Source organism: Chromobacterium sp. CCUG 30098 (assembly GCF_059916605.1).
This window is the reverse complement of the sequence record NZ_JAUCGS010000013.1, coordinates 35,344-55,695: the sequence shown is the minus strand read 5'-3', so window position 1 is coordinate 55,695 and position 20,352 is coordinate 35,344. Positions and strand designations below refer to the sequence as shown.

General features: G+C 65.3%; 17 protein-coding genes and 4 tRNA genes. 13 read left to right on the top strand and 8 right to left on the bottom strand.

All coding sequences use genetic code 11. The features are described 5' to 3' along the window. The 6 genes from QUG03_RS21345 to QUG03_RS21320 all read left to right on the top strand — a co-directional run bounded on the left by QUG03_RS21345 (position 1) and on the right by QUG03_RS21320 (position 2,175). On the top strand, positions 1-780 hold the full coding sequence (locus QUG03_RS21345) for a thioesterase II family protein (RefSeq protein ID WP_500820938.1): 780 nt from the start codon (positions 1-3) through the stop codon (positions 778-780). 551 nt (positions 781-1,331) lie between these two features. Then, on the top strand, positions 1,332-1,661 hold the full coding sequence (locus tag QUG03_RS21340) for a hypothetical protein (protein ID WP_500820937.1): 330 nt from the start codon (positions 1,332-1,334) through the stop codon (positions 1,659-1,661). 189 nt (positions 1,662-1,850) lie between these two features. Beyond that, positions 1,851-1,927, top strand: a tRNA-Arg gene (locus QUG03_RS21335). A gap of 10 nt (positions 1,928-1,937) precedes the next feature. Next, a tRNA-Glu gene (locus QUG03_RS21330) sits at positions 1,938-2,012 on the top strand. Between the two features lie 3 nt (positions 2,013-2,015). Then, positions 2,016-2,092, top strand: a tRNA-Arg gene (locus tag QUG03_RS21325). A gap of 8 nt (positions 2,093-2,100) precedes the next feature. After that, positions 2,101-2,175, top strand: a tRNA-Glu gene (locus QUG03_RS21320). A gap of 402 nt (positions 2,176-2,577) precedes the next feature. Here QUG03_RS21320 and QUG03_RS21315 read toward each other — a convergent pair. Further along, on the bottom strand, positions 2,578-3,264 hold the full coding sequence (locus QUG03_RS21315) for a 4'-phosphopantetheinyl transferase family protein (protein ID WP_500820935.1): 687 nt from the start codon (positions 3,262-3,264) through the stop codon (positions 2,578-2,580). Positions 3,265-3,427: 163 nt separating this feature from the next. On the opposite strand from QUG03_RS21315, the gene hemP reads away from it, so the two are divergent. From hemP to QUG03_RS21285, 6 genes are all read left to right on the top strand, one after another. Then, positions 3,428-3,601 (top strand): hemin uptake protein HemP, encoded by a 174-nt coding sequence (gene hemP, locus QUG03_RS21310; protein ID WP_107801622.1) that lies wholly within the window; start codon positions 3,428-3,430, stop codon positions 3,599-3,601. Positions 3,602-3,682: 81 nt separating this feature from the next. Beyond that, on the top strand, positions 3,683-5,872 hold the full coding sequence (locus QUG03_RS21305; RefSeq protein WP_486636504.1) for a TonB-dependent hemoglobin/transferrin/lactoferrin family receptor: 2,190 nt from the start codon (positions 3,683-3,685) through the stop codon (positions 5,870-5,872). Positions 5,873-5,932: 60 nt separating this feature from the next. After that, entirely contained in the window at positions 5,933-6,976 is a 1,044-nt protein-coding gene (locus QUG03_RS21300) for a hemin-degrading factor (RefSeq protein WP_107798071.1), read from the top strand. After that, complete coding sequence (locus tag QUG03_RS21295; protein WP_500820934.1) at positions 6,966-7,757, top strand: heme/hemin ABC transporter substrate-binding protein; 792 nt, start codon at positions 6,966-6,968, stop codon at positions 7,755-7,757. Before QUG03_RS21300 ends, QUG03_RS21295 begins: the two co-directional genes overlap by 11 nt. After that, positions 7,754-8,740 carry a FecCD family ABC transporter permease gene (locus tag QUG03_RS21290; protein WP_500820933.1) on the top strand — a complete coding sequence of 329 codons (987 nt, stop codon included), beginning with the start codon at positions 7,754-7,756 and terminating at the stop codon, positions 8,738-8,740. Before QUG03_RS21295 ends, QUG03_RS21290 begins: the two co-directional genes overlap by 4 nt. Then, a complete protein-coding gene (locus tag QUG03_RS21285; protein ID WP_107798069.1) occupies positions 8,733-9,548 on the top strand; it encodes an ABC transporter ATP-binding protein in 816 nt (271 codons plus the stop codon). Before QUG03_RS21290 ends, QUG03_RS21285 begins: the two co-directional genes overlap by 8 nt. A gap of 367 nt (positions 9,549-9,915) precedes the next feature. Here the strand turns inward: QUG03_RS21285 and QUG03_RS21280 are convergent, their stop codons facing one another. The 5 genes from QUG03_RS21280 to QUG03_RS21260 all read right to left on the bottom strand — a co-directional run bounded on the left by QUG03_RS21280 (position 9,916) and on the right by QUG03_RS21260 (position 16,810). Beyond that, positions 9,916-10,458 carry a hypoxanthine-guanine phosphoribosyltransferase gene (locus QUG03_RS21280; RefSeq protein ID WP_019103182.1) on the bottom strand — a complete coding sequence of 181 codons (543 nt, stop codon included), beginning with the start codon at positions 10,456-10,458 and terminating at the stop codon, positions 9,916-9,918. A 64-nt stretch (positions 10,459-10,522) separates the two neighbouring features. Then, positions 10,523-11,395, bottom strand: a complete 873-nt coding sequence (gene galU, locus QUG03_RS21275; protein ID WP_500820932.1) for a UTP--glucose-1-phosphate uridylyltransferase GalU — start codon at positions 11,393-11,395, stop codon at positions 10,523-10,525. Positions 11,396-11,467: 72 nt separating this feature from the next. Next, positions 11,468-12,895, bottom strand: a complete 1,428-nt coding sequence (locus QUG03_RS21270; RefSeq protein ID WP_500820931.1) for a tetratricopeptide repeat protein — start codon at positions 12,893-12,895, stop codon at positions 11,468-11,470. Between the two features lie 197 nt (positions 12,896-13,092). Then, positions 13,093-15,504 carry an NAD-dependent DNA ligase LigA gene (gene ligA, locus QUG03_RS21265; protein ID WP_500820930.1) on the bottom strand — a complete coding sequence of 804 codons (2,412 nt, stop codon included), beginning with the start codon at positions 15,502-15,504 and terminating at the stop codon, positions 13,093-13,095. Between the two features lie 127 nt (positions 15,505-15,631). Beyond that, entirely contained in the window at positions 15,632-16,810 is a 1,179-nt protein-coding gene (locus QUG03_RS21260) for a cell division protein ZipA C-terminal FtsZ-binding domain-containing protein (RefSeq protein ID WP_227106779.1), read from the bottom strand. Between the two features lie 583 nt (positions 16,811-17,393). Here QUG03_RS21260 and QUG03_RS21255 point away from each other — a divergent pair. Next, the gene (locus QUG03_RS21255) at positions 17,394-17,861 is read left to right on the top strand and encodes a MarR family winged helix-turn-helix transcriptional regulator (protein ID WP_019103187.1); all 468 of its coding nucleotides are present in this window, start codon (positions 17,394-17,396) and stop codon (positions 17,859-17,861) included. A 107-nt stretch (positions 17,862-17,968) separates the two neighbouring features. Here the strand turns inward: QUG03_RS21255 and QUG03_RS21250 are convergent, their stop codons facing one another. Continuing rightward, positions 17,969-18,238 carry an energy transducer TonB gene (locus tag QUG03_RS21250; RefSeq protein WP_500820929.1) on the bottom strand — a complete coding sequence of 90 codons (270 nt, stop codon included), beginning with the start codon at positions 18,236-18,238 and terminating at the stop codon, positions 17,969-17,971. A 416-nt stretch (positions 18,239-18,654) separates the two neighbouring features. Next, positions 18,655-20,031: an MFS transporter gene (locus QUG03_RS21245; protein WP_500820928.1), complete on the bottom strand. Its 1,377-nt coding sequence runs from the start codon at positions 20,029-20,031 to the stop codon at positions 18,655-18,657. Positions 20,032-20,352 lie beyond the last annotated feature (321 nt).

Below are 20,352 nucleotides of genomic sequence, written 5' to 3'. Positions count from 1 at the left end.
ATGCACCCCACCCCCTGGCTCCAGCGCCAGTCCGCCAACCAAGCGCCGCGGCTGCGCCTGTACTGCTTTCCCTACGCCGGCGGCCACGCCGGCGCCTATGCCGGCTGGCAAGGCCGGCTGCCTCCGGAAGTGGAAGTCTGCGCCGCGCAACTGCCCGGCCGCGCCTCCCGCTTCCGCGAAGCCGGCTTCAAGGCGCTGCCGCCGCTGGTGGACGCGCTGGCGCGGGAGCTGCCGCTGGACGACGAACTGCCCTTCGCCTTCTTCGGCCACAGCATGGGCGGGCTGATCGCCTTCGAACTGGCGCGGCGGCTGCGCGCCCAAGGCCGGCCGCAGCCGCTGCGGCTGATCGTGTCCGGCTGCGACGCGCCGCAACACCGCCAGCCGCCGCGCATGCTGCACCGGATGGACGACGACGGCTTCATCGACGCGCTGCGCGACTACAACGGCACGCCCGCGGAAATCCTGGCCCACCGGGAAATGATGGATCTGCTGCTGCCCACCCTGCGCACCGACTTCGAACTGGTGGAAACCTATCGCTACCAGCCGGCCCCGCCGCTGGCCCTGCCCATCACCGTGCTGGCCGGGCGCGGCGACCGGCAACGTCTGCCGGAACAGACCGAAGGCTGGCAGCGGGAAACCGCCGCGCCCGCGCGCGTGCACTGGTTCGACGGCGACCACTTCTTCATCGCCAGCGCCCGGGACGCCGTGCTCGCCCGCCTCAACAGCGAACTCGCCGATGCGCTGTCCAGCCCCGCCGCCGCCATGCCGGACCTTGCCTAAGACCCGCTAACAAAACCCCTGATCCTGCGTTGCGCCTCCTTGCCGTACTACTGGTACTGCCTGCGTCGGCGCGCCTTGGCTCAGCTTCTCTGCGAGGTGTTGTTAGCGGCGCTAAGAACCTGCTTACGATCTGCTGCGCGTTGTGGAGCGTTACACGGCGAGTTCGCCTTGTCTCGCTCTTGCTCCCAAGATCGTAAACAGAGTCTAAGCCGCAACCACCCAACGAAACGCCGGGCGCAAACGCGCCCGGCCTCACAATGCCGCCATAGCGGACGCCCGCCCCTTGCCTCCCCGCCGCAAGCACGTGATAATCCGGCCGTGCTGTGCTTCAGCACCGGGCTTGGCAGCTCGAACATCAAGGCGGACAGCCGCTGCACGCGGCATTTTTACGTCCGTTGCACACCACAGGGTAAGTCTTACGCTAAGGCTGGCCGTGGTGGGGGCGTGCTTGCACGCGCCGGGTCCTTGATGCCGGTCTGCCAACCCTGCCACGCGCCTGTCTCCCCGTTTGGCAGCGATGAGGTAGGCTTAACGCTCATCAAGGAGTCGTCATGACTAGCCCCGTTCATGCTCATTCCCATCACATCCCTTCGCTCCCCACCTTGCTGCTCCAACTGAAAAGCTTGCGTCAGCAGGATGCCACGCTCCACCCGATTGACCCGCTATTGCGGCAACTCGACGAGTACTGCGAACACTTCGATCACAGCCTTCATCTGCTCAGCCTGGAATTCAATCAAGTCAGCACCGCCTTGTCGGCGCTGGCGGCGATGCTGGAGCAATCCAAGCTAGACACGCTGGAATGCGAGCAGGTGTATTGCCTGCTGGAACCCTTCGCCCGCCGCTTGCAACAGACCACGATGCAAATGCAGGAACTGGCCTAACCCCTCCAAACGACCAAAGCCCCGGATGGGGCTTTGGCCGGAAGATCGGGATTAGCATGTTGGCATGAGGCGACATCCTGAATCCGTCCGCTCGCGGCCATGTGAAATTTTTTTCAAAAATCCTTGACGCTCAAAAGCCGGATCTATATTATTCCGCTTCTCGCAAGACACAACGTCTCGCAAGACAGCGCACCCGTAGCTCAGTTGGATAGAGTATCTGGCTACGAACCAGAGGGTCGGGCGTTCGAATCGCTCCGGGTGCGCCACAACTTAAGTGTCCCTATAGTTTAGCGGTTAGAACACCGCCCTTTCACGGCGGTAGCCGGGGTTCGATTCCCCGTGGGGACGCCACTAGCACCCGTAGCTCAGTTGGATAGAGTATCTGGCTACGAACCAGAGGGTCGGGCGTTCGAATCGCTCCGGGTGCGCCACAATTTAAGTCCCTATAGTTTAGCGGTTAGAACACCGCCCTTTCACGGCGGTAGCCGGGGTTCGATTCCCCGTGGGGACGCCAGCATTAGCAAAAGCCCGTCATGGCGACATGACGGGTTTTTTGTCGTCCGCGCAAACCACACCACAAAGACAAACGGCTTGCCGCGCAAGCCGTCCGCAATAGCCACCTGGTTTGTATTGATTCGTACAAGACCATTCTCACGCAAACCCATAACCCCTCCTCCGCTTGCGCCTGGGAACCCAAGCCTCGCGAACCAAGGCGCACTCACCGAGTAAGGCTCCACAAGGCGCAACAGATCGTGAACAGCTTCAGAGCCTGCTCAAAGTCTCGCGAGCAAGGGCGAGACAAGGCGAAAACAAGCGAAAAAGCGGAGTGCACATACGGTACATGAGCATTTTGAGCTCGTTTTCAACGCCCCTTTCTATCCATCCCGCCGACGCGCAGCAGATCGTAAATAGGTTCTTAGCTCTCTGCCCAAGCCAAGGTCGCCTTATACCCGTCCGGCGCCTCCAGCGCCCAGGCTCTTGTCGCCGGCCAGCGCTCGGGCGCGGCAATCCGCAACGGCAGCTCCTTATTCGTCAGTTCCAAGGCCTCGAACGCGGACAGGTGCTGAGCAATGCCCACGCCCCAGGCTTTCAGCACCGCCTCCTTGATGGTCCACAACTGGAAGAAAGCCGCCACGTCCCGCCCGTGTCCGCATAGTTCCAGCTCCCCCGGCAGCAAGGTCTGCTCCGCCAGCGCCGGCACGTCGCGCATGGGCTGTACCGTTTCGATGTCCACCCCCACCTGCCCGCCGCGCGCGATGGCGATCAGCGCGTAAGCGCCGGAGTGAGACACATTGAAGACCGGCGCGCCGGGCAGGCTCAAGACGGGTTTCCCATGGGCGCCCAGCTCAAACATCAGCGCGTCCGGCGCCAGGCCGGTTTCTTGCGCCAGCAGCCGCCGCAAGGCCAAGCGAGTCAAGGCGAACTGCAGCTGGTTGATGGTGCGCAGATAGCGCAGGCAGCGCTTGCGCTCGTCCTGACTCAAGCCCGCCAGCAGCGCCTCGTCCACCGGCCAATCCACATCCAGCCGCACGCGGTACAGCCTCAAGGCCTGCGGCGCGCCCGCCGGACAAGGCAAGGGCTTGATCAAAGCGTTCAGTTCCATCCGCCTCTCCGCGCAAAAACCGCCATTATCCCTAGCCTGTAGCACGGCAACCAGGCCATTTGTGACCATCCCGCCACAATTTGGCACTTTTCATGCGCAATAATCACATTCCTTGGTTGAACTCGATAATGAGAATCGTTACCATTTGGCTATGGATAAATTCATGCATGCCCAAAACGCGGCCAAACTTGGCAACGGGGCCAGCGCAGCCAACCTGTCGCCGGTGCTGCGCAGCTGCGAGCTGTTCGCCAAAGGCAGAGAAATCCTGATCGAGCATCAGGGCGAAATGTATCGCTTGCAACTCACACGCAACGGCAAGCTCATCCTAATCAAATAGGTCTCTGACCACACACACCGCAAGCCAGCCAAGACTAGCCAGCCAGCGGAAGCACCCAACCTTAGGAAGTTTGGAGTTTCCATGGCCTTATTTCGCGCCACCCCCTTGGTTCTGAGCCTGGCCGCCGCCTGGCCCGCGCTGGCGGCGACGCCGGCGGAACTGGAGACCGTTCAGGTCACCGCCCACCGCAGCAGCAAACCGCTGGCGGAAACCGCGCCCAACGCCAGCGTGATCTCGCGTCACAAACTGGACGATCAACTGGTGCGCGACATCGCCGACGCGGTCAAATACGAGCCCGGCGTGGAAGTGGCCACCGATCCGGCGCGCCGCGGCAACGCCGGTTACACCATCCGCGGCATCGACGGCAACCGCATCCTGATGCTGATCGACGGCATCCGCCTGCCGGAATCCTATGCCGGCGGCGGCAGCAATAACGGAGCCGTTTCCGGCCGCGATTACGTGGAACTGGAAACCCTGCGCGCCATCGACATCGTTAAGGGCCCCACTTCCAGCCTGTACGGCTCCGACGCCATCGGCGGCGTGGTGGGTTACCGCACCAAGACCGTGGACGACTTCGTGCCGGAAGAGCAAGGCGTGGGCGGCAGCGTCAAGGGCTTTGGCGGCACCGCCAACAATGGCTGGGGCAGCAGCGCCGGCGTGGGTGTCAAGGGCGAGCGCGCCGATCTGATGCTGCTCTACACCCATCGCAACGGCCATGAAACCGACAACCAGGGCAATAACGACAGCAGCAGCACGCTGCGCACCAAACCGAATCCGCAAAGCTGGGACAGCGACAATGTGCTGGCCAAGCTGGGCTTCAAGCCGGCCGCCAACCAGCGGCTGGAACTGACGCTGGAGCACTATCGACGCGATACCGACAGCGCGTTGCTGAACTCGCTGGGGCCGGTGCCCCGGACCACTTACGCCCTTACCGACAACCAGGCCAAAGACCGCACCCAGCGCGACCGCGCGTCGCTGGCCTGGGAAGGCAAGCAGCTGGGCGCCTTCGACCGGCTGGCGGTGAAAGCCTATTATCAGAAGCTGGACAACGCCGACACCAATACCGAATGGCGCAGCAACGGCCTGCGCATCTTGTCCGACTACGGCTTCAAGCAGGATAGTTACGGCCTGACCCTGGAAGCCGAACACAACTTCCAGGCGCTCTCCGCCGAACACCAGCTCTTGTGGGGCGCGGACTTGAGCCGCACCGACACCAGCCGTCCGCGCACCAAGACCCAGTACAACCCGAACGGCAGCACCAGCAATATCGTCGGCGGCGAAACCTACCCCAACAAGACCTTCCCCGACAGCCGCTCCGAGCGCATCGGCCTGTTTGTCCAGGACGAGATCAAGTTCGGCAACGGCCTGGTAGCCTCGCCGTCGCTGCGCTGGGATCACTACAAGATGACGCCGCAGCCGGATCAGGCTTTCGCCAACGGCAACCCCAACAACTATCAGGTGCCCACCTTCAAGGACAGCGCCTTCTCGCCCAAGCTGGGCCTGAGCCTGCCGTTCGCCGATCACTACACCGGCTTCCTGCAGTTCTCCTCCGGCTTCCGCGCGCCGCCGTTCGACGACGCCAATATGGCGTTCACCAACCCGATTCAGCGCTATCAAGTGCTGCCCAACCCCAATCTCAAGTCCGAAAGCAGCCGCGGCGTGGAGCTGGGCCTGAAAGGCCAGTGGGACAGCTTTGATTTCGGCGTCACCGCCTATGCCAACCGCTACAAGGACTTCATCGATCTGGCCGACATCGGCATGATCAACGGCCTGTCCGCCTATCAGTACCAGAACATCGGCGAAGTCGAGATCAAGGGCGTGGAAGGCCGCGCCGCCTGGCGCTTCGCGCCGAGCTGGCGCGCGATGGCGTCCATCGCCTACACCCATGGCCAGAACAAGCAGAAGAACGAACCCTTGGCCAGCATCACCCCGCTCAACGCCACGCTGGGCCTGCGCTACGACCAGGCCAGCTTCGGCGGCGAAGCTTTGCTGAAATTGGCCAGCGCCAACGACCGCCTGCCCAATGTCGCGCAACAGGGCAGCAGCCAGACCTCGCCGCCGTTCAAGGCTCCGGGCTACGCCGTGCTGGACCTGACCGCTTACTGGAAGCCGGCCAAGAACACCACGCTGCGCGCCGGCGTGTTCAACGTCTTCGACCAGAAATACTGGAAGGCCGCCGACGTGCGCGGCAAGACCAGCAGCGACCGCACGCTGGACCTGTTCACCCAGCCTGGCCGCAACCTCAGCGCCAGCGTCGAATACACCTTCTAACCGCGAGCGCCCGCCCCTTGGCGGGCGCCCGTTTTTGATCGTTCCAAGGAGAATCCAAACATGACCGACTTCAGCCAGCTGTGGGATCGTTATCAAATCCTGAAAGCCAGCCAGCCGAAACTGCGCGTGCGCGACGCCGCCGACGCCCTGGGCGTCAGCGAGGCCGAACTGGTGGCCGCGGACCCGGCCAGCCAGGCCCTGCAACCGCATTGGAACGACATCCTGGGCCAGATCGCCCAGTTGGGCCCGGTGATGGCGCTGACGCGCAATCACGCCTGCGTGCATGAAACCACCGGCGATTACCGCAATGTGCAGATCGACGGCAAGATCGGCCTGGCCATCAACCCGGTCATCGACCTGCGCATCTTCCTGTTCCATTGGCAGCACGCCTTCGCCGTCACCACGGCCGGCGCGCGCGGCGAGCAGCGCAGCCTGCAGTTCTTCGACCGTTTCGGCGAGGCGGTGCACAAGATCTATCTGACCGCCAATAGCGATGCGGCCGCCTACCAGCGCCTGGTGGAGACCTTCTCCGCGCCCAAGGCCGCGCTGAGCATAGACCCGCAAGAAGCCGAAGCAAAGGAGCTGGACGACGAGGCCATCGACAAGGCCGGCTTCCAGCAGGAATGGCAGAGCCTGCAGGACGTGCACGCCTTCCATCCCTTCCTGCGCCGCTGGGGCGTGTCCCGGCAGCAGGGCTTCCGCCTGGCGCCGGAAGGCCAGGCCTGGCGCGTGCTGCCGGAAGCGGTGGAGCAGCTGCTGCGCCGCGCCGCCCATATCGAAGCCCCCATCATGGTGTTCGCCGGCAACCGCGGCATGATCCAGATTCACACCGGTCCGGTGCGCAATGTGCAGATCGTCGGCAACTGGCTCAATGTGCTGGACCCGCACTTCAACCTGCATCTGCGCACCGATCTGATCGCCGAAGCCTGGGTCACCCGCAAGCCGGGCGATCACGGCGTGGTGACCTCGCTGGAACTGTTCGACGACAAGGGCTTGTCGCTGGCCACCTTCTTCGGCGAGCGCAAGCCGGGCCAGGCGGAACGCGTGGAATGGATCAAGCTGCTGGGCGAGCTGCCGGCACTGGAGCGCGCCGATGTCGCCTAAATTCGCCTTCGCCGCCCTGCTGGGCCTGGCCGCCGCGCTGCCCGCCTGGGCGGCGCAACGCATCGTGGTGATGACCCCCGACATCGCCGACATCGTGGTGGCGCTGGACGCCGGCAAGGAAGTCGTCGGCCGCGACCGCTCCAGCAAGTCGCCGGCGCTGGCTCATGCCCAGGTGGTGGGCTTTTCCCGCGCGCTGAACGCTGAAACCATCGCCCGGCTCAAGCCCACCCTGGTGCTGGGCAGCGCCGAGGCGCAACCGCCGACGGTGTGGACCCAGCTGCGCCAATTGCAGGTGCGCGCCGAGGAGGTGACGCGCCGCGAGGACGGCGCGGACTTCGCCGACGCGATCCGCAAAGTGGGACAGCTCTTGGGCCGCGACGCCAACGCCCAGCAACTGGCCAGCCGCTGGCAACGCGAGATGACGCCGCGCCCGGCGCGCGGCGTACGCTATCTGGTCAGCTACGACGGTCAGCTGGTGGCCGGCCGCGACACCGCCGCCGACACCCTGATCCGCGCCGCCGGCGGCGTCAACGTCGCCAGCCAGCTGTCCGGCTTCAAGCCGATGGCCCGCGACGCCTGGCAAAGCCTGCAACCGGATGTGATCATTCTGGGCAGCCACACCGGCGCGGTGCACGGCGGCAAGGAGGTCTTCGCCAAACGGCCGGAAATCGCCTCCACGCCGGCCGGCAAGCAGGGCCGCATCTATCTGCTGCCGGCCAAGGACGCGATGATGGTGGGACTGAACAGCCCGGCGGTGGTCGAGCAGATGGTGAAGATGTGAGCGCGCTGAGCATGGAAGCCGCCGCGCCCAATCGCGGCCGCTGGCTGCTGCTGGGTCTGATCGCCGCCAGCCTGCTGTTGCCGCTGCTGGCCTTGTCCAGCGGCGGCAGCGGCCTCGCCTGGCCGGACTTCAGCGATCCGCTGCTGACCCAGCTGCGGCTGCCGCGCATCGCCGCGGCGCTGGGCGTGGGCGCGGCGCTGGCCGCCAGCGGCGCGGCCTTGCAAGCGTTGTTTCGCAATCCGCTGGCCGACCCCGGCCTGATCGGCACGTCCAGCGGCGCGGCGCTGGCCGTGGTCAGCATGCTGGCCATCGGCGCCGCCGGCCTGTCCTTGCCGCTGGCCGCCTTCGGCGGCGGCCTGCTGGCCACCTGGCTGATTCTATTGCTGTCGCGGCTGGTGCGCGGCGGCCTGGCCGGCCTGCTGCTGATGGGCCTGGTGGTGGGCGCCTTCTGCGGCGCGGTCACCAGCCTGATGATTTTCATGTCCGACGACCTGACGCTGCGCGCCGCCACCAGCTGGCTGGCCGGCAATCTGTCGTCGGCCTCGTCGGAACGGCTGCTGGCCTGCCTGGGCGTGGCCGGCCTGGGCTTGCTGATCCTGATCGCCGTGGGCCGCGATCTGGACTGCCTGCTGCTGGGCGAGGACGCCGCCCGCTCGCTGGGCATCGATGTGCGCCGCACCCGCCGGCTCACCGCCGTCGGCGCGGCGCTGGCCACCGGCGGCGCGGTGGCGCTGTCCGGGGTGATCGGCTTTGTCGGCATGATGATTCCCAACGCGCTGGCGCTGCTGCTGGGCGGCTGCCGCCGCCGGCTGATCCTGCTGTCGGCCTGGGCCGGCGCCTTATTCCTGCTGGCGGTGGACACGCTGGCGCGCACCATCGCCTGGCCCATCGATCTGCCGGTGGGCTTAATGGCGGCCTTCGCCGGACCGCCGTTCTTCGTATGGCTGTTCCGGCGGCAACAAAGGAGTCTGATCAATGGCTGATACCACTACCCTGTGCGTGCGCCAGCTGGCCTACGACATCGGCGGCAAGCGGATTCTGGACGACATCAACCTGGACTTGCCCACCGGCCGGGTCAGCGCGCTGCTGGGCCCCAACGGCGCCGGCAAGACCACGCTGATGCGGCTGCTGGCCGGTTTGAACACGCCCGGCGCCGGCGCGGTGCGCCTGGCCGGGCAATGCGTCGGCCGCATGGAGCCGGCGGTGCGCGCGCGCCGCATCGCCTGGGTGCCGCAACACATACCGGCCGGCATTCCGCTGACGGTGCGCGAATTCGTGATGCTGGGCCGCGTGCCCTACCTCGGCGCCTTCTCGCAGCCGCGGGTGGAGGACAAGAGCGCGGTGGCCGACGCGCTGGGCACGGTGGAGCTGGACGATTACGCCGACAAGCGGCTGGACCAGCTGTCCGGCGGCGAGCGCCAGCGCGCGGCCATCGCCCGCGCCTTGGCGCAGCAGGCGCCGGTGCTGCTGCTGGACGAGCCCACCAACCATCTGGACCTGCGCCACCAGCACCGCTTGCAGCAACTGCTGCTGGAATTGTCGCGCCAGGGCCGCACCGTGGTGCAGGTCTTGCATGACCTGGCGCTGGCGGCCAGCTACGCCGACCACGTGGCCTTGCTGGAACAGGGCCGGCTGGTGGTGGCCGGCGCGCCGGAACAGGTGCTGACGCCGGAGCGGCTGCTGGCGGTCTACCGCTGGCCGGTGCGTTTGCAGCGCAACGGCAACGACTGGCAGGTCAACGCCGCCTTGGCGCAGGCGCAGAAGCCCGCGGCGCTGGCGGCCGGCGCCTGAGAGCCTGTTCATAATCTGCTGCGCGTCGGCGGGATGGATAGGTAAAGGGCGTTGAAACTGGCTTCGAAATGCTCATGTACCACTTGAGCATTCCGCTTTCTCAGCCGCAACGCCTTGTCTCGCCCTAGCTCGCGAGGCTTTGAACAGACTCTGAGAACCTGTTTACGATCTGCTGCGCGTCGGCGATACGGCGTTGAAACCGAGCTCAAAATGCTCATGTACCACTTGTACATTCCGCTTTTTCGCCCGTTTTCGCCTTGTCTCGCCTTAGCTCGCGAGATCGGAAACACGTTCTTAGACCAGGTCCAAAAATAAAAACCCCCGGCTTGCTGACGCGAGCCGGGGGTTTTTCGCGATCTGGCCGCGCTTATTTCAGCGCGTAGATCGCCGGCAGATTGCGCCAGGCGCCGCGCACGTCCATGCCGTAGCCGAACACGTAGCGGTCCGGCACGTCCAGGCCGACGAAGTCAGCCAGCATCGGCTTTTCCTTGCTGATCAGCTTGTTGGCGAACACGCCGCTGTAGAAGGCCTTGGCGCCCATGGCCATCACTTTGTCGCGGATCGCCGCCATGGTGTGGCCTTCGTCCAGGATGTCGTCCAGCACCAGCACCACGCGGTCGCGCACGTCTTCCTTGGGCGCTTGTTTCCATACCAGTTCGCCGCCCTGGGTCTTGTCGCCGTAGCGGGACACGTGAACGTAGTCGAAGTCCAGCGGGAAAGCCAGGCGCGGCAGCAGCTGACCGGTAAACACCACGGCGCCGCCCATCACGGACAAGACCAGCGGATAGGTTTCGCCCAGTTCCTCGGTGATTTCCACCGCCATGCGGTCAACGGCCGCGCTGACTTCCTCGGCGGTAAACAGCACGTCGGAGCTGTTGATCAGGCCACGGGCCTCGGCAATATTGGGCATGATGACTCCTTGATTCACACACGCAAACGCCGCTTTGAAGCAAGCGGCGTGATTGAAAAAACGATTAGTTCTTGGCCAGCGAGCGCAGATAGGCGGCGAACTCGGCACCCACCTCGTGATGCTGCAAGCCGTAATTGACCGTGGCTTTAAGATAGCCCAGCTTGGAGCCGCAGTCGTAACGCACGCCCTTGAACGGCAGCGCCAACACCGGCTCGTCCTTCATCAGCGCCGCGATGCCGTCGGTCAGCTGGATTTCGCCGCCGGCGCCGGCCGTGGTGTTGACCAGCTTGTCGAAAATGCGCGGGGTCAGAATGTAACGGCCCACCACCGCCAGATTGGACGGCGCCGCTTCCGGGCGCGGCTTCTCCACGATGTACTCCACCTGCTGATGGCCGCGCGCGTCAGGCGCCACCTTGACGATGCCGTAAGAGCCGGTCTCCTCCGGCGCCACGGTTTCCACCCCCAGCACCGAGGTGTGGGTTTCGTCGAACAGCTTGACCATTTGTTCCATCGCGCCCGGCGCGCCTTCGATCAGGTCGTCGGCCAGGATCACCGCGAACGGCGCGTCGCCCACCACCGGCCGCGCGCAGAGCACGGCGTGGCCCAGGCCCAGCGCCTCGGTCTGACGGATGAAGATGCAGGACACCGACGGCGGGATGATGCCCTGCACGGTTTCCAGCAGCTTCTGCTTGTTCTTGTTTTCCAGTTCGGTTTCCAGCTCGTAAGCCTTGTCGAAATGGTCTTCGATCGAACGCTTGTTGCGGCCGGTGATGAAAATCAGCTCGGTCATGCCGGCGGCGATCGCCTCTTCCACCGCGTACTGGATCAGCGGCTTGTCCACCACCGGCAGCATTTCCTTGGGGCTGGCCTTGGTGGCCGGCAGGAAGCGAGTGCCCAGCCCGGCGACGGGGAAGACCGCTTTCGTGATTTTTTTCATGCCCATTCTCGTTAACAAGCGTTGACAGCCGCGCATTCTACCGCGCCGCGGCCCGCTGGTGAAAGTCCCGCCTCACAAAGCGGCGGCAAAACGCTGAGCCAACTCTTGCGCCGCGCCTTCCAGCACCGGCCCCCAGACGCCGGCCTCGGCCTGGCGCCAGACCCGCATCGAGTCGTACCACGGCGCGCGCTCGCCGGCGGCCAGGAAGAAGGGCGCGCTTTCCGCGCGCATCAACACCCAGACCGGCTTGCCCATCGCGCCGGCCAGATGGGCGACGGCGGTATCGACGGTGATCACCAGATCCAGCTCCGCCACCCAGGCGGCGGTGTCGGCGAAGTCGTTCAAGGCCGGCGTGCTCAACAAACCTTGCAAAGCCGAGGGCGTCGCTCCCGGCTGCAAGGACACGAAATCAATGCCGGGCAGCCGGCACAAAGCGGCGAAGTCCTCCGGCGGCACGGATTTATGGCGGCGCCAGTGATCGGCCTTGCCCACGCCCCATTGCCCGCTCTCCCACACCACGCCGACGCGCGGCCGGCCGCCGCCGTGCGCCGGGACCGCGGCCGCCGGCACCGCGCTCAGATAAGGCTGGCCGGACAGATTGTCCAGCGTCACGCCCAGCGCGCCGGGCAAGGACATCAGCGGCAGTTGCCAATCGAAAGCCGGCGCGGCCTCCGGCTCCAGCAATTCCACGCCGTCGAATTGGGCGAACAGGCGATGAAAGGTTTTGGGGCAGGCCAGCAGCAGGCGCGCCCGCGGATGCTCGGCCCGCAGCCGCGGCAGGAAGCGCGCCATCTGCAGGCTGTCGCCCAGGCCCTGTTCCGCCCACAGCAGCAAGGCGGACGCGTCCAGCGCCTGGCCCTGCCAGCGCCGTTCGCGGTGACGCGGTTGCAGGATGGCGTCCCAGCGCGCCTCGTAATACGGCCAGGCCTCGGCGTAGCGGCCGGCCAGCAATAGCGCGATGGACAAGCTGAAGCGCAGATTGGCGTCGTTCGGGTCCAGCTCCAAACCGCCTTGCAACACGGCGATGGCGTCGTCCAGCAGCAAGGCGCAGGTGCAGGCGTAGCCCAGGTTGTTGCAGCGCGCCGGGCTCGCGCCGGCCAGCTCGATGGCGCGCAAATGGCAGGCGATGGCCTCCTGGTATTGCAGACGATGTTGCAAGACCACGCCCAGATTGCTCCAGGCGTCGACATGCTCGGGCTCCGCCGCCAGGGCCTCGCGCAGCAGCGCTTCCGCCAGTTCCAGTTCGCCCAGCTCCTTGAGCAGCACCGCCAGATTGCACTTGATGTTGACCGACTGCGGATTGAGCGCGGCGGCGGCCAGGTAGTCGTCCAGCGCGCGCGCGCTGTCGCCCTGGCGCAGACGGGCGTTGGCGCGGTTGGCCAGCGCCTGCCAATCCTTGGCGTTCCGCCTCAGACATTGATCAAACGCCTGCTCCGCCTCGCGCCAGCGGCCCTCCGCCGCCAATCGGTTGCCTTGTTCGAAAGCTTGGTCCGCCGTCATCTGTTCCGTTCCTTCTTAAATTCCTGCCACGGAAAAACAAAAACCGATTTAGCCACGGAAGCGCACGGAAGGGCATGGAAGGCAAACCCTTTAGCCACGAAATCCACGAAAATAACAGCAGCCTCTGGTTTGGTCCGTGTTTTTCCGTGTGCTTCCGTGGCAAAAAACATTTCCCGCCGAGGCTACAGGCTCTTCAGTCACTCTCCGGCCAGCAAGGCTTGCAAGCCGGCCTCGTCCAGAATCGCCACGCCCAGCTCTTCCGCCTTGGCCAGCTTGCTGCCGGCTTCCGCCCCCGCCACCACGTAATGGGTTTTCTTGGACACGCTGCCGGACACCTTGCCGCCGGCGGCTTCTATCAATTCCTTGGCCTGGTCGCGGCTCAGCGTCGGCAAGGTGCCGGTCAGCACCAGGGTCTTGCCTTCCAGCACGCCGGCCGCCGCCGCTTGCGCCGGCAGCGCCGCCAGCATCTCGTCGACCAGGGCGGCGAGCGCGCGCAGGCTGTCTCGCTTGCCCGGCAGGTCCAGCCAATCGGCCAGCGCGTTGATCACCTCGGCCGGCAATTCCAGATCCAGCAGCGCGCGCCGTTCGCGCCCGGCCAGCGCGGCCAGGCCGTCGATCTGCGCCGCCAACTGTTGGCTGCGCACCTCGGTCAGACGCGGAATGTCCAGCCGCGCCAGCAACACGGCCGGCTGAAGACGCTCGGCCAGGCGCGGCGACGGCGCGTGCTCGTCGGCCGGCGCCACATGGCTCAACAAGGCGTCCAGCGCGGCTTCGTTATTGGCTTCGGCGAAGAAGTCCGCCAGCGATTCCGCCACCACGCCGCCGATGTCCGGCAGCGCGGCGAACAAGGCCGCCGGGGAACGGCGGATCAAGGCCATCGTCCCCAGCCAATCGGCCAGGGTCTTGGCGGTGGATTCGCCGACATGGCGGATGCCCAGCGCGAACAGCAGCCGCGCCAGCGGCGGCCGCCGGCTGGCGGCGATCGCCTCGATCAGGTTTTCCGCCCATTTGCTCGCCACCTTGCCCGCCTTGACGGTTTCCGGGGTCGCATCCTCGTCCTCGTCGGCGCGGCGCTTCATTTCCAGCAAGTCTTCCAGCGTCAGCCGGTACAGGTCGGCCACGCCGCGCACATAGTCGTACTCCACCAGCTTGTCGATATAGCGTTCGCCCAGGCCGTCGATGTCCATCATCCGGCGGCCGGCGAAATGCTGGATCGCCTGGCTGCGCTGCGCGCGGCAAGACAGACCGCCGGAGCAGCGCGCCACCGCCTCGCCCTCTTCGCGCACCACGTGGCTGCCGCATACCGGACAGGCGCCGGGCAGCCGGTAGGCCGGATATTGCGGTTCGTCGAACAAGCCGCCATCCGCGGCCGGCTGCATCGGTCGGCGCTCCATCACCACCGACACCACCTCGGGAATCACGTCGCCGGCGCGGCGCACGATCACGGTGTCGCCCACGCGCACGTCTTTGCGCCTCGCCTCGTCCTCATTGTGCAAGGTGGCGTTGGTGACGGTGACGCCGCCGACGAACACCGGCTTCAGCCGCGCCACCGGGGTGATGGCGCCGGTGCGGCCCACCTGCTCCTCGATCGCCTCGACCTGGGTCAAGGCCTCCTCGGCCGGGAATTTGTGGGCAATGGCCCAGCGCGGCGCGCGCGACACAAAGCCCAGCTCGTCCTGCAAGGCGCGCTGATTGACTTTGTACACCACGCCGTCGATATCGAAAGGCAGGCCGGGGCGGCGCTGCTGTACTTGTTCGTAATAGGCGATCAAGCCGTCCACGCCGCGCACCACCGGCCGCAGGTCCTCGGCCACCACCGGGAAACCCAGCGCCCGCAACCAGGCCATTTCCCCGCTGTGGCTGGCCGGCCAGTCCACGCCCTCCACCTGGGCGATGGCGTAGGCGAAGAAGGACAGCCGGCGCTGAGCGGTAATGCGCGAATCCAATTGACGCAAGCTGCCGGCGGCGGCGTTGCGCGGATTGGCGAAGGTCTTGTCCCCGCGCGCCGCCTGCTCGCGGTTGAGCTTGTCGAAATCCTGCTTCAGCATCAGCACCTCGCCGCGTACTTCCAGCAGGCCGGGCGTGGCCGCGCCGGCCGGCAGCCGCAGCGGAATCGCTCGCACCGTGCGGATGTTCTCGGTGACGTTCTCGCCGGTCACGCCGTCGCCGCGGGTGGCCGCCTGAACCAACACGCCGTCGCGGTAAAGCAGGGAGATCGCCAGGCCGTCGAACTTGGGCTCGGTCGCGTACTCCACCTCGGCAAGATCCAGCCCTTTGCGCACCCGTTCGTCGAACTGCAGCAGCTCTTCATGGCGCTGCTCCCGCTCGCTCAGCTGCATATCGGAAAACGCGTTGGACAGCGACAGCATGGGCACGCTGTGGGTCACTTGCTGGAATTCGTCCAACGGCACGCCGCCGACGCGGCGGGTGGGCGAATCCGCGCTCGCCAGCTCCGGATGCTCCTGTTCCAGTTGTTGCAGCTCGCGGAACAGGCGGTCGTATTCGGCGTCCGGCACGGTGGGGGTGTCCAACACATAGTATTCGTGGCCGTAGCGGTTCAGCAGTTGATGCAGTTCGGCTACGCGCTGTTGCGGAGTTTGGGCGGTCATGTTCAGTCGGACTCAAACAGAAAAAGCCGGCGTGGCGCCGGCCTTGGAAACGGAGGATTATCGAGCGGGCTTATCACCCCAGTGTAGCGGCTGGACAGCAAGGCGACACCAGGGCTTCCCGCCGGTTTCAGGCAAACAGTCTCAAAGCGGCCACGCTGCCGGGAGCGATGCCGCGGTCGTCCATGCTGCCGTAGATGTGCAGCAGCTGGTCGCGGATGCGGGTCAGGCCGGCGTCGGACAGCGGACGGCGGTTGTCGTCCACCAATTGGGCGTCGAACTCCTGCGCCAGCTGGCGCGCGAAGTAAACGGCGCGGTCGAACACCTCGACGCCGCCGGCCACGCGCGGCACGTCGAACAACAGCGTCAGCGCCGGGAAGGACTTGTCCAGCAAGGTGTGGAAGGTGAACGGCATCTGGTCCGCCGCCATCAGCGAATACAGGGTATTGCCGGAGTCCGCCAGATAGTGGAAGGCGCCGTCCGGCTCCAGCTGCAGGCCGGCGGCCTCGGCGAAGCTGCGCAGACGCGTGCCTTCTATCGGCCCCTGCGGCACGATGTTGATGCCGATCAGCACGTCCACATCGGCGCAGAAGCGGTCCAGTTCGCGCGCCGCCACCAGCTTCTGCTGGCGCTGCGGGAAACTGACCGCGGCGTCGTGCTCCTCGGCGAAGCGCGACACCTGCTGGCAGAAGCCGGCCAGTTCCTGTTCGGTCACCGCGCCGCTGCGGTCCACCATCTGCATGCTGACGTTGATCTGCTTGTAACGGGTGCCGGGCAAGGCCTCGGCCGGCTTCCACAGGCCTTTTTCGGTGCGGCCGATCAACTGTGTGCGCTTGCCCACGTTGAAGCGCGGAATCGCCGCCAGCTCGTGCGGCGCGTGGAACACCACTTCGGCGATGAAGTCCAGCGACGGATCCAGCATCGCCACCACCAGCGCCTGGTGATCGGCGGAGTCCATCTGCGGGATGTCCTCCTCTTCCTCCACCACCGGCACCGCGTCGAAAACCGCTTCGCGCGGGCGTTCGGTCTCGGCTCGCGCCGGCTCCGCGGGGATGTGCGGCTCGAAATAAGCGGCGGCGTAATCGTCCGGCTCCGGCGCGGCGTCCACCAGCACCGGTTCCATCCTGTCCTGCTTCACGCCGTCGCGCACATTGTTCTTGGGCACGTCCAGCAACACGTCGTCGTGGCCGCGCGTGAAGGCCTGGCGAGTCTTCTTGCGAAAACGCCATTCCTGGAAAGCATTGAATCCGTAAACCAGGGCGATCACCGCGCCGCCCAGTATCAACACACCAATCTGTAATTCGCTCATCAGCCAGTCCGCATTAAGGCGAATAATCGAAGCCGTCGGCAGCTCCCTCGCCGCGCGCCGGCGCATCTTTCAATGCGCGATGCGGCGTCTTTCGGCAATAGCCAGGCCGACAGCCTCCCTTTAAGTATTCGGCAACAAAACCGTTCGAATCTGGCGTTTCGGCCAGTCGAGAACGGCGATAGACCACGGTTATTATAACGAAAGCCTCAGCTTGCGCACCATTTGGCGGCAATTTAGCCGTAAATGCCTTGCCGCCAGCCTAAATCAAGCCGAGGCGATAGCTGATGCGGGCAATTTGGTGCTTCAAACCGGGTTCGCAACCTGAATTGGATGCCGAATCGCCCCTGCTGGTTCCATCGGACCGCGTCGAACCGCCCCAGTCGGCAGTTCGGCGCCGCGAGTCAGGCCCGCCGCAAGCGAGCCAAATGGAAGCGGAACGTCATTTTCAGGCCCATAAGGTCCGGTAGATGACATTTCTGACAGGGGCGCTCTGAAATATCTCGTGCCAGAATATTTCGTGTTCATGCAAATGAATGATTCCAAATCGTCTTAAACACTGCTTAGGAAAGCAAGGGATAGATCGATGAAAAACACTTCTCAAGCCAGTTTCCTTCCGGTGGTCCACGAGCTGGCGCGCACCTACCAGGCATTCGAACAGTTTGCCAGCCAGCACATTCGTCAGCTGGGCCTGACTCCGCCGCAATTCGACGTGGTCGCCACGCTGGGCCACAGCAAAGGCATGAATTGCAAGGAGCTGTCCGACCGCACGTTGATCACCAAAGGGACGCTGACCGGCGTCATCGACCGGCTGGAAGACAAGGGTCTGGTTACCCGCACCATGCAGCCCAACGATCGCCGCAGCGTGTTCGTCTCCTTGACCCAACACGGAGAACGCCTGTTCGACCAGGCCTTCCCCGCTCATATCGACTATATGCAGATCGCCTTTAAACGCTTTGGCGAACACGACCTGTCCGGTTTCTGCCAGGAATTGGGCCGCCTGCGCGAGGGCTTCAGCCTGGCGCTGGAAGAACAGGAAGAAGTCACGGCTTAGGATTTCTCCTGCCGTAACCGCCTTTACCCGGCGGCGAGGCGCGCGGTCCCGCAATGCGGTCCGCCCCTCGCCGCCATTGCGTTTTCAGCGCCTGCCGCGCACGCGGCTCATGGGCTCTGAAACCGCACCGGCACCGTCAACACCGAATCCACCGCCTGGCCATTGCGCTTGGCCGGCGCAAAGCGCCAGCTTTCCACCGCGGCCTTGGCCGCGCGGTCCAGCCGCGGATAGCCGCTGCTGACCGCCACCGTCACCTCGCTGGCGCGGCCGGCGGCGCTAACGCTGACCCGCAGCAAGACCGTGCCCTCTTCGCCGTTTTCCCGCGACCGCTCCGGATATTCTGGCCGCGGATTGTTCAAATATTCGGCGCGATACAAGGCCACGCTGTCCTGTCCGCCGCCCCTTGCCGCGCCGGAAGCGCTTTGCGTCGACGCCGAGCCGGCCGGCTCGCCTTCCACGACGCTGGAGCCGCCTCCAAGCGCCGTCGGCAACGATGGACGCTGCCGCGGCGCGGCCGCAGCCGGCGGCGCCGCAATAGCCTTGGCAATGGGAAGGCGCTTGGACTGCGGAGATTGGCGGCGCGGGGCCGGCGACGCTTTGGCCGCTTCCGTCCTAGCCCCTACGCCATCGGGAACGCCGGCGGCCCGCGGCGCCGGCAGGCTTAGCGTCAGTACCGCGGCGCGAGCAGAAGGCCGCGGCGCGAACGGCCGCCAGCAAAACAGCAACAAGGCGTGCAGCAGCAAAGATGCCAGCAAGGCCCAAGCCCATCCAGGCCGCGCGCGCATCGCTCGCCTCAGCAGCGCATCCGGCTGCCCGGCCGGCTGTATTGCCACCAGGCCACCAGCATGGACACCAGATAAAACACAAAGAACATGCCGAAGGCCGGCAGGAAGCTGCCGAAGGCGGCCAGCGCGCTGCCGAAGGATTTGGGAATCACGAAACCGCCGAAGGCCGCCATCACCGAGCTGACGTTCATCGCCGACGCGCCGCGGCGGCCGCCGCGCGCATAGGCCTCGGCGATGTCCAGGCCGGCGGCCTTGGCCCCTTGGCCGGCCTGCAAAAGAAAGACCTTGGGCGCCAACTGGAAGGAAGAACCATTGCTGACACCCGCGGCGAAGAAGATCAGCTGGAACATGGCGAGGAACAACCAGAACGAACCGCCGTTGCCGGCGGAGGGCATGCTCAGGTAGACGCCGACGGTGGCCAGCGCCATCACCCCGTTGCTGAGCATGGTGGCGATGCCGCCGCCGATGTGATCGCCCATCCAGCCGCCCAGCGGCCGCGACAAGGCGCAGACCATGGGGCCGATGAAGGCGTAAGGGGTGACGTCGACCAGAGGAAACATATTGCGCGCCAGCAAGGGAAAGGCGGCGGCGAAGCCGAGGAAAGTGCCGTAGCTGCCCATGTACAGCAGGCAGATATACCAGGTGTGCGGGTCGCGCATCGCGTCCAGCTGGTCATGCGGCGTGATGCGCAGCTTGGGCAGATCATGCGCGTACAACAGGCAGGCCAGCGCGATGACCACGATGAAGGGCAGCCATAGATAGCCGGCGTTCTGCAGCCACACCGGGTGAACGACGCCGCCGACGCCCCAGATCTGCGGCCCGCCCGCCTCGCCGAACAAGGGCAGCAGAATGACCACCGGAATCGCCAGTTGCGCCACCGACACGCCCAGATTCCCCAAGCCCGCGTTCAGCCCCATCGCCAGCCCCTTGGCCGCCTTGGGAAAGAAGAAACTGGTATTGGACAGATGGGAGGCGCTGGCGCCGCCGCCGATGCCGCACAGGCCGGACACCAGCAGCAAGATGGGAAACGGCGTAGAAATGTCCTGCACCACCGCGGCCACGCCCAAAGCCGGCAGCAAGAGCAGCAAGGTGGAAATGCCCAGCCACAGGCCGCCGCCCACCCAGCTCCAGATCCACGAGTACAGCAGCCGCATCAGGGCGCCGACCAGCGGCGGGATAGACACCAGCAGGAATTGCTGCTGATTGCTGAGCGCGAACCCCACCGCCGGCAGGTTGACCACCACCATGCTCCACATCATCCAGATATTGAAGTTCAGGTGCAGCGACAGGATGGACAGCCAGAGATTGCGATTGGCGATGCGCCGCCCGCGGCGCAGCCAGAAGATAGGGTTTTCAGGTTCCCAACGCTTGATGCTTACGGTCATGCCCATTCATCCAGCAATGATATCGCCCGACGGCCGCTGCCGTCGGGAAGCTGCGCAGTATGCCATCCGCGCGCGCGGCCCGGTTTGCGCGCCGTCAAACTGTAACTGACGATAATAGTCCTCACCAGCCTGTTTAAACGATGACTAACAAAAACCTGGCCGACGCCAAGCGGACTTTGCCATTGCGCCAAGCGCTTTTTCAAAAACTCGCCAGCGAGGGCGAGGCAAGGCCAAAACCGCTGAGAAAGCCGAATGTACGCGTGCGACATGAGCATTTCGAAGCGGTACTCACCGTGTGACGCCTCACGACGCGCAGCAGAT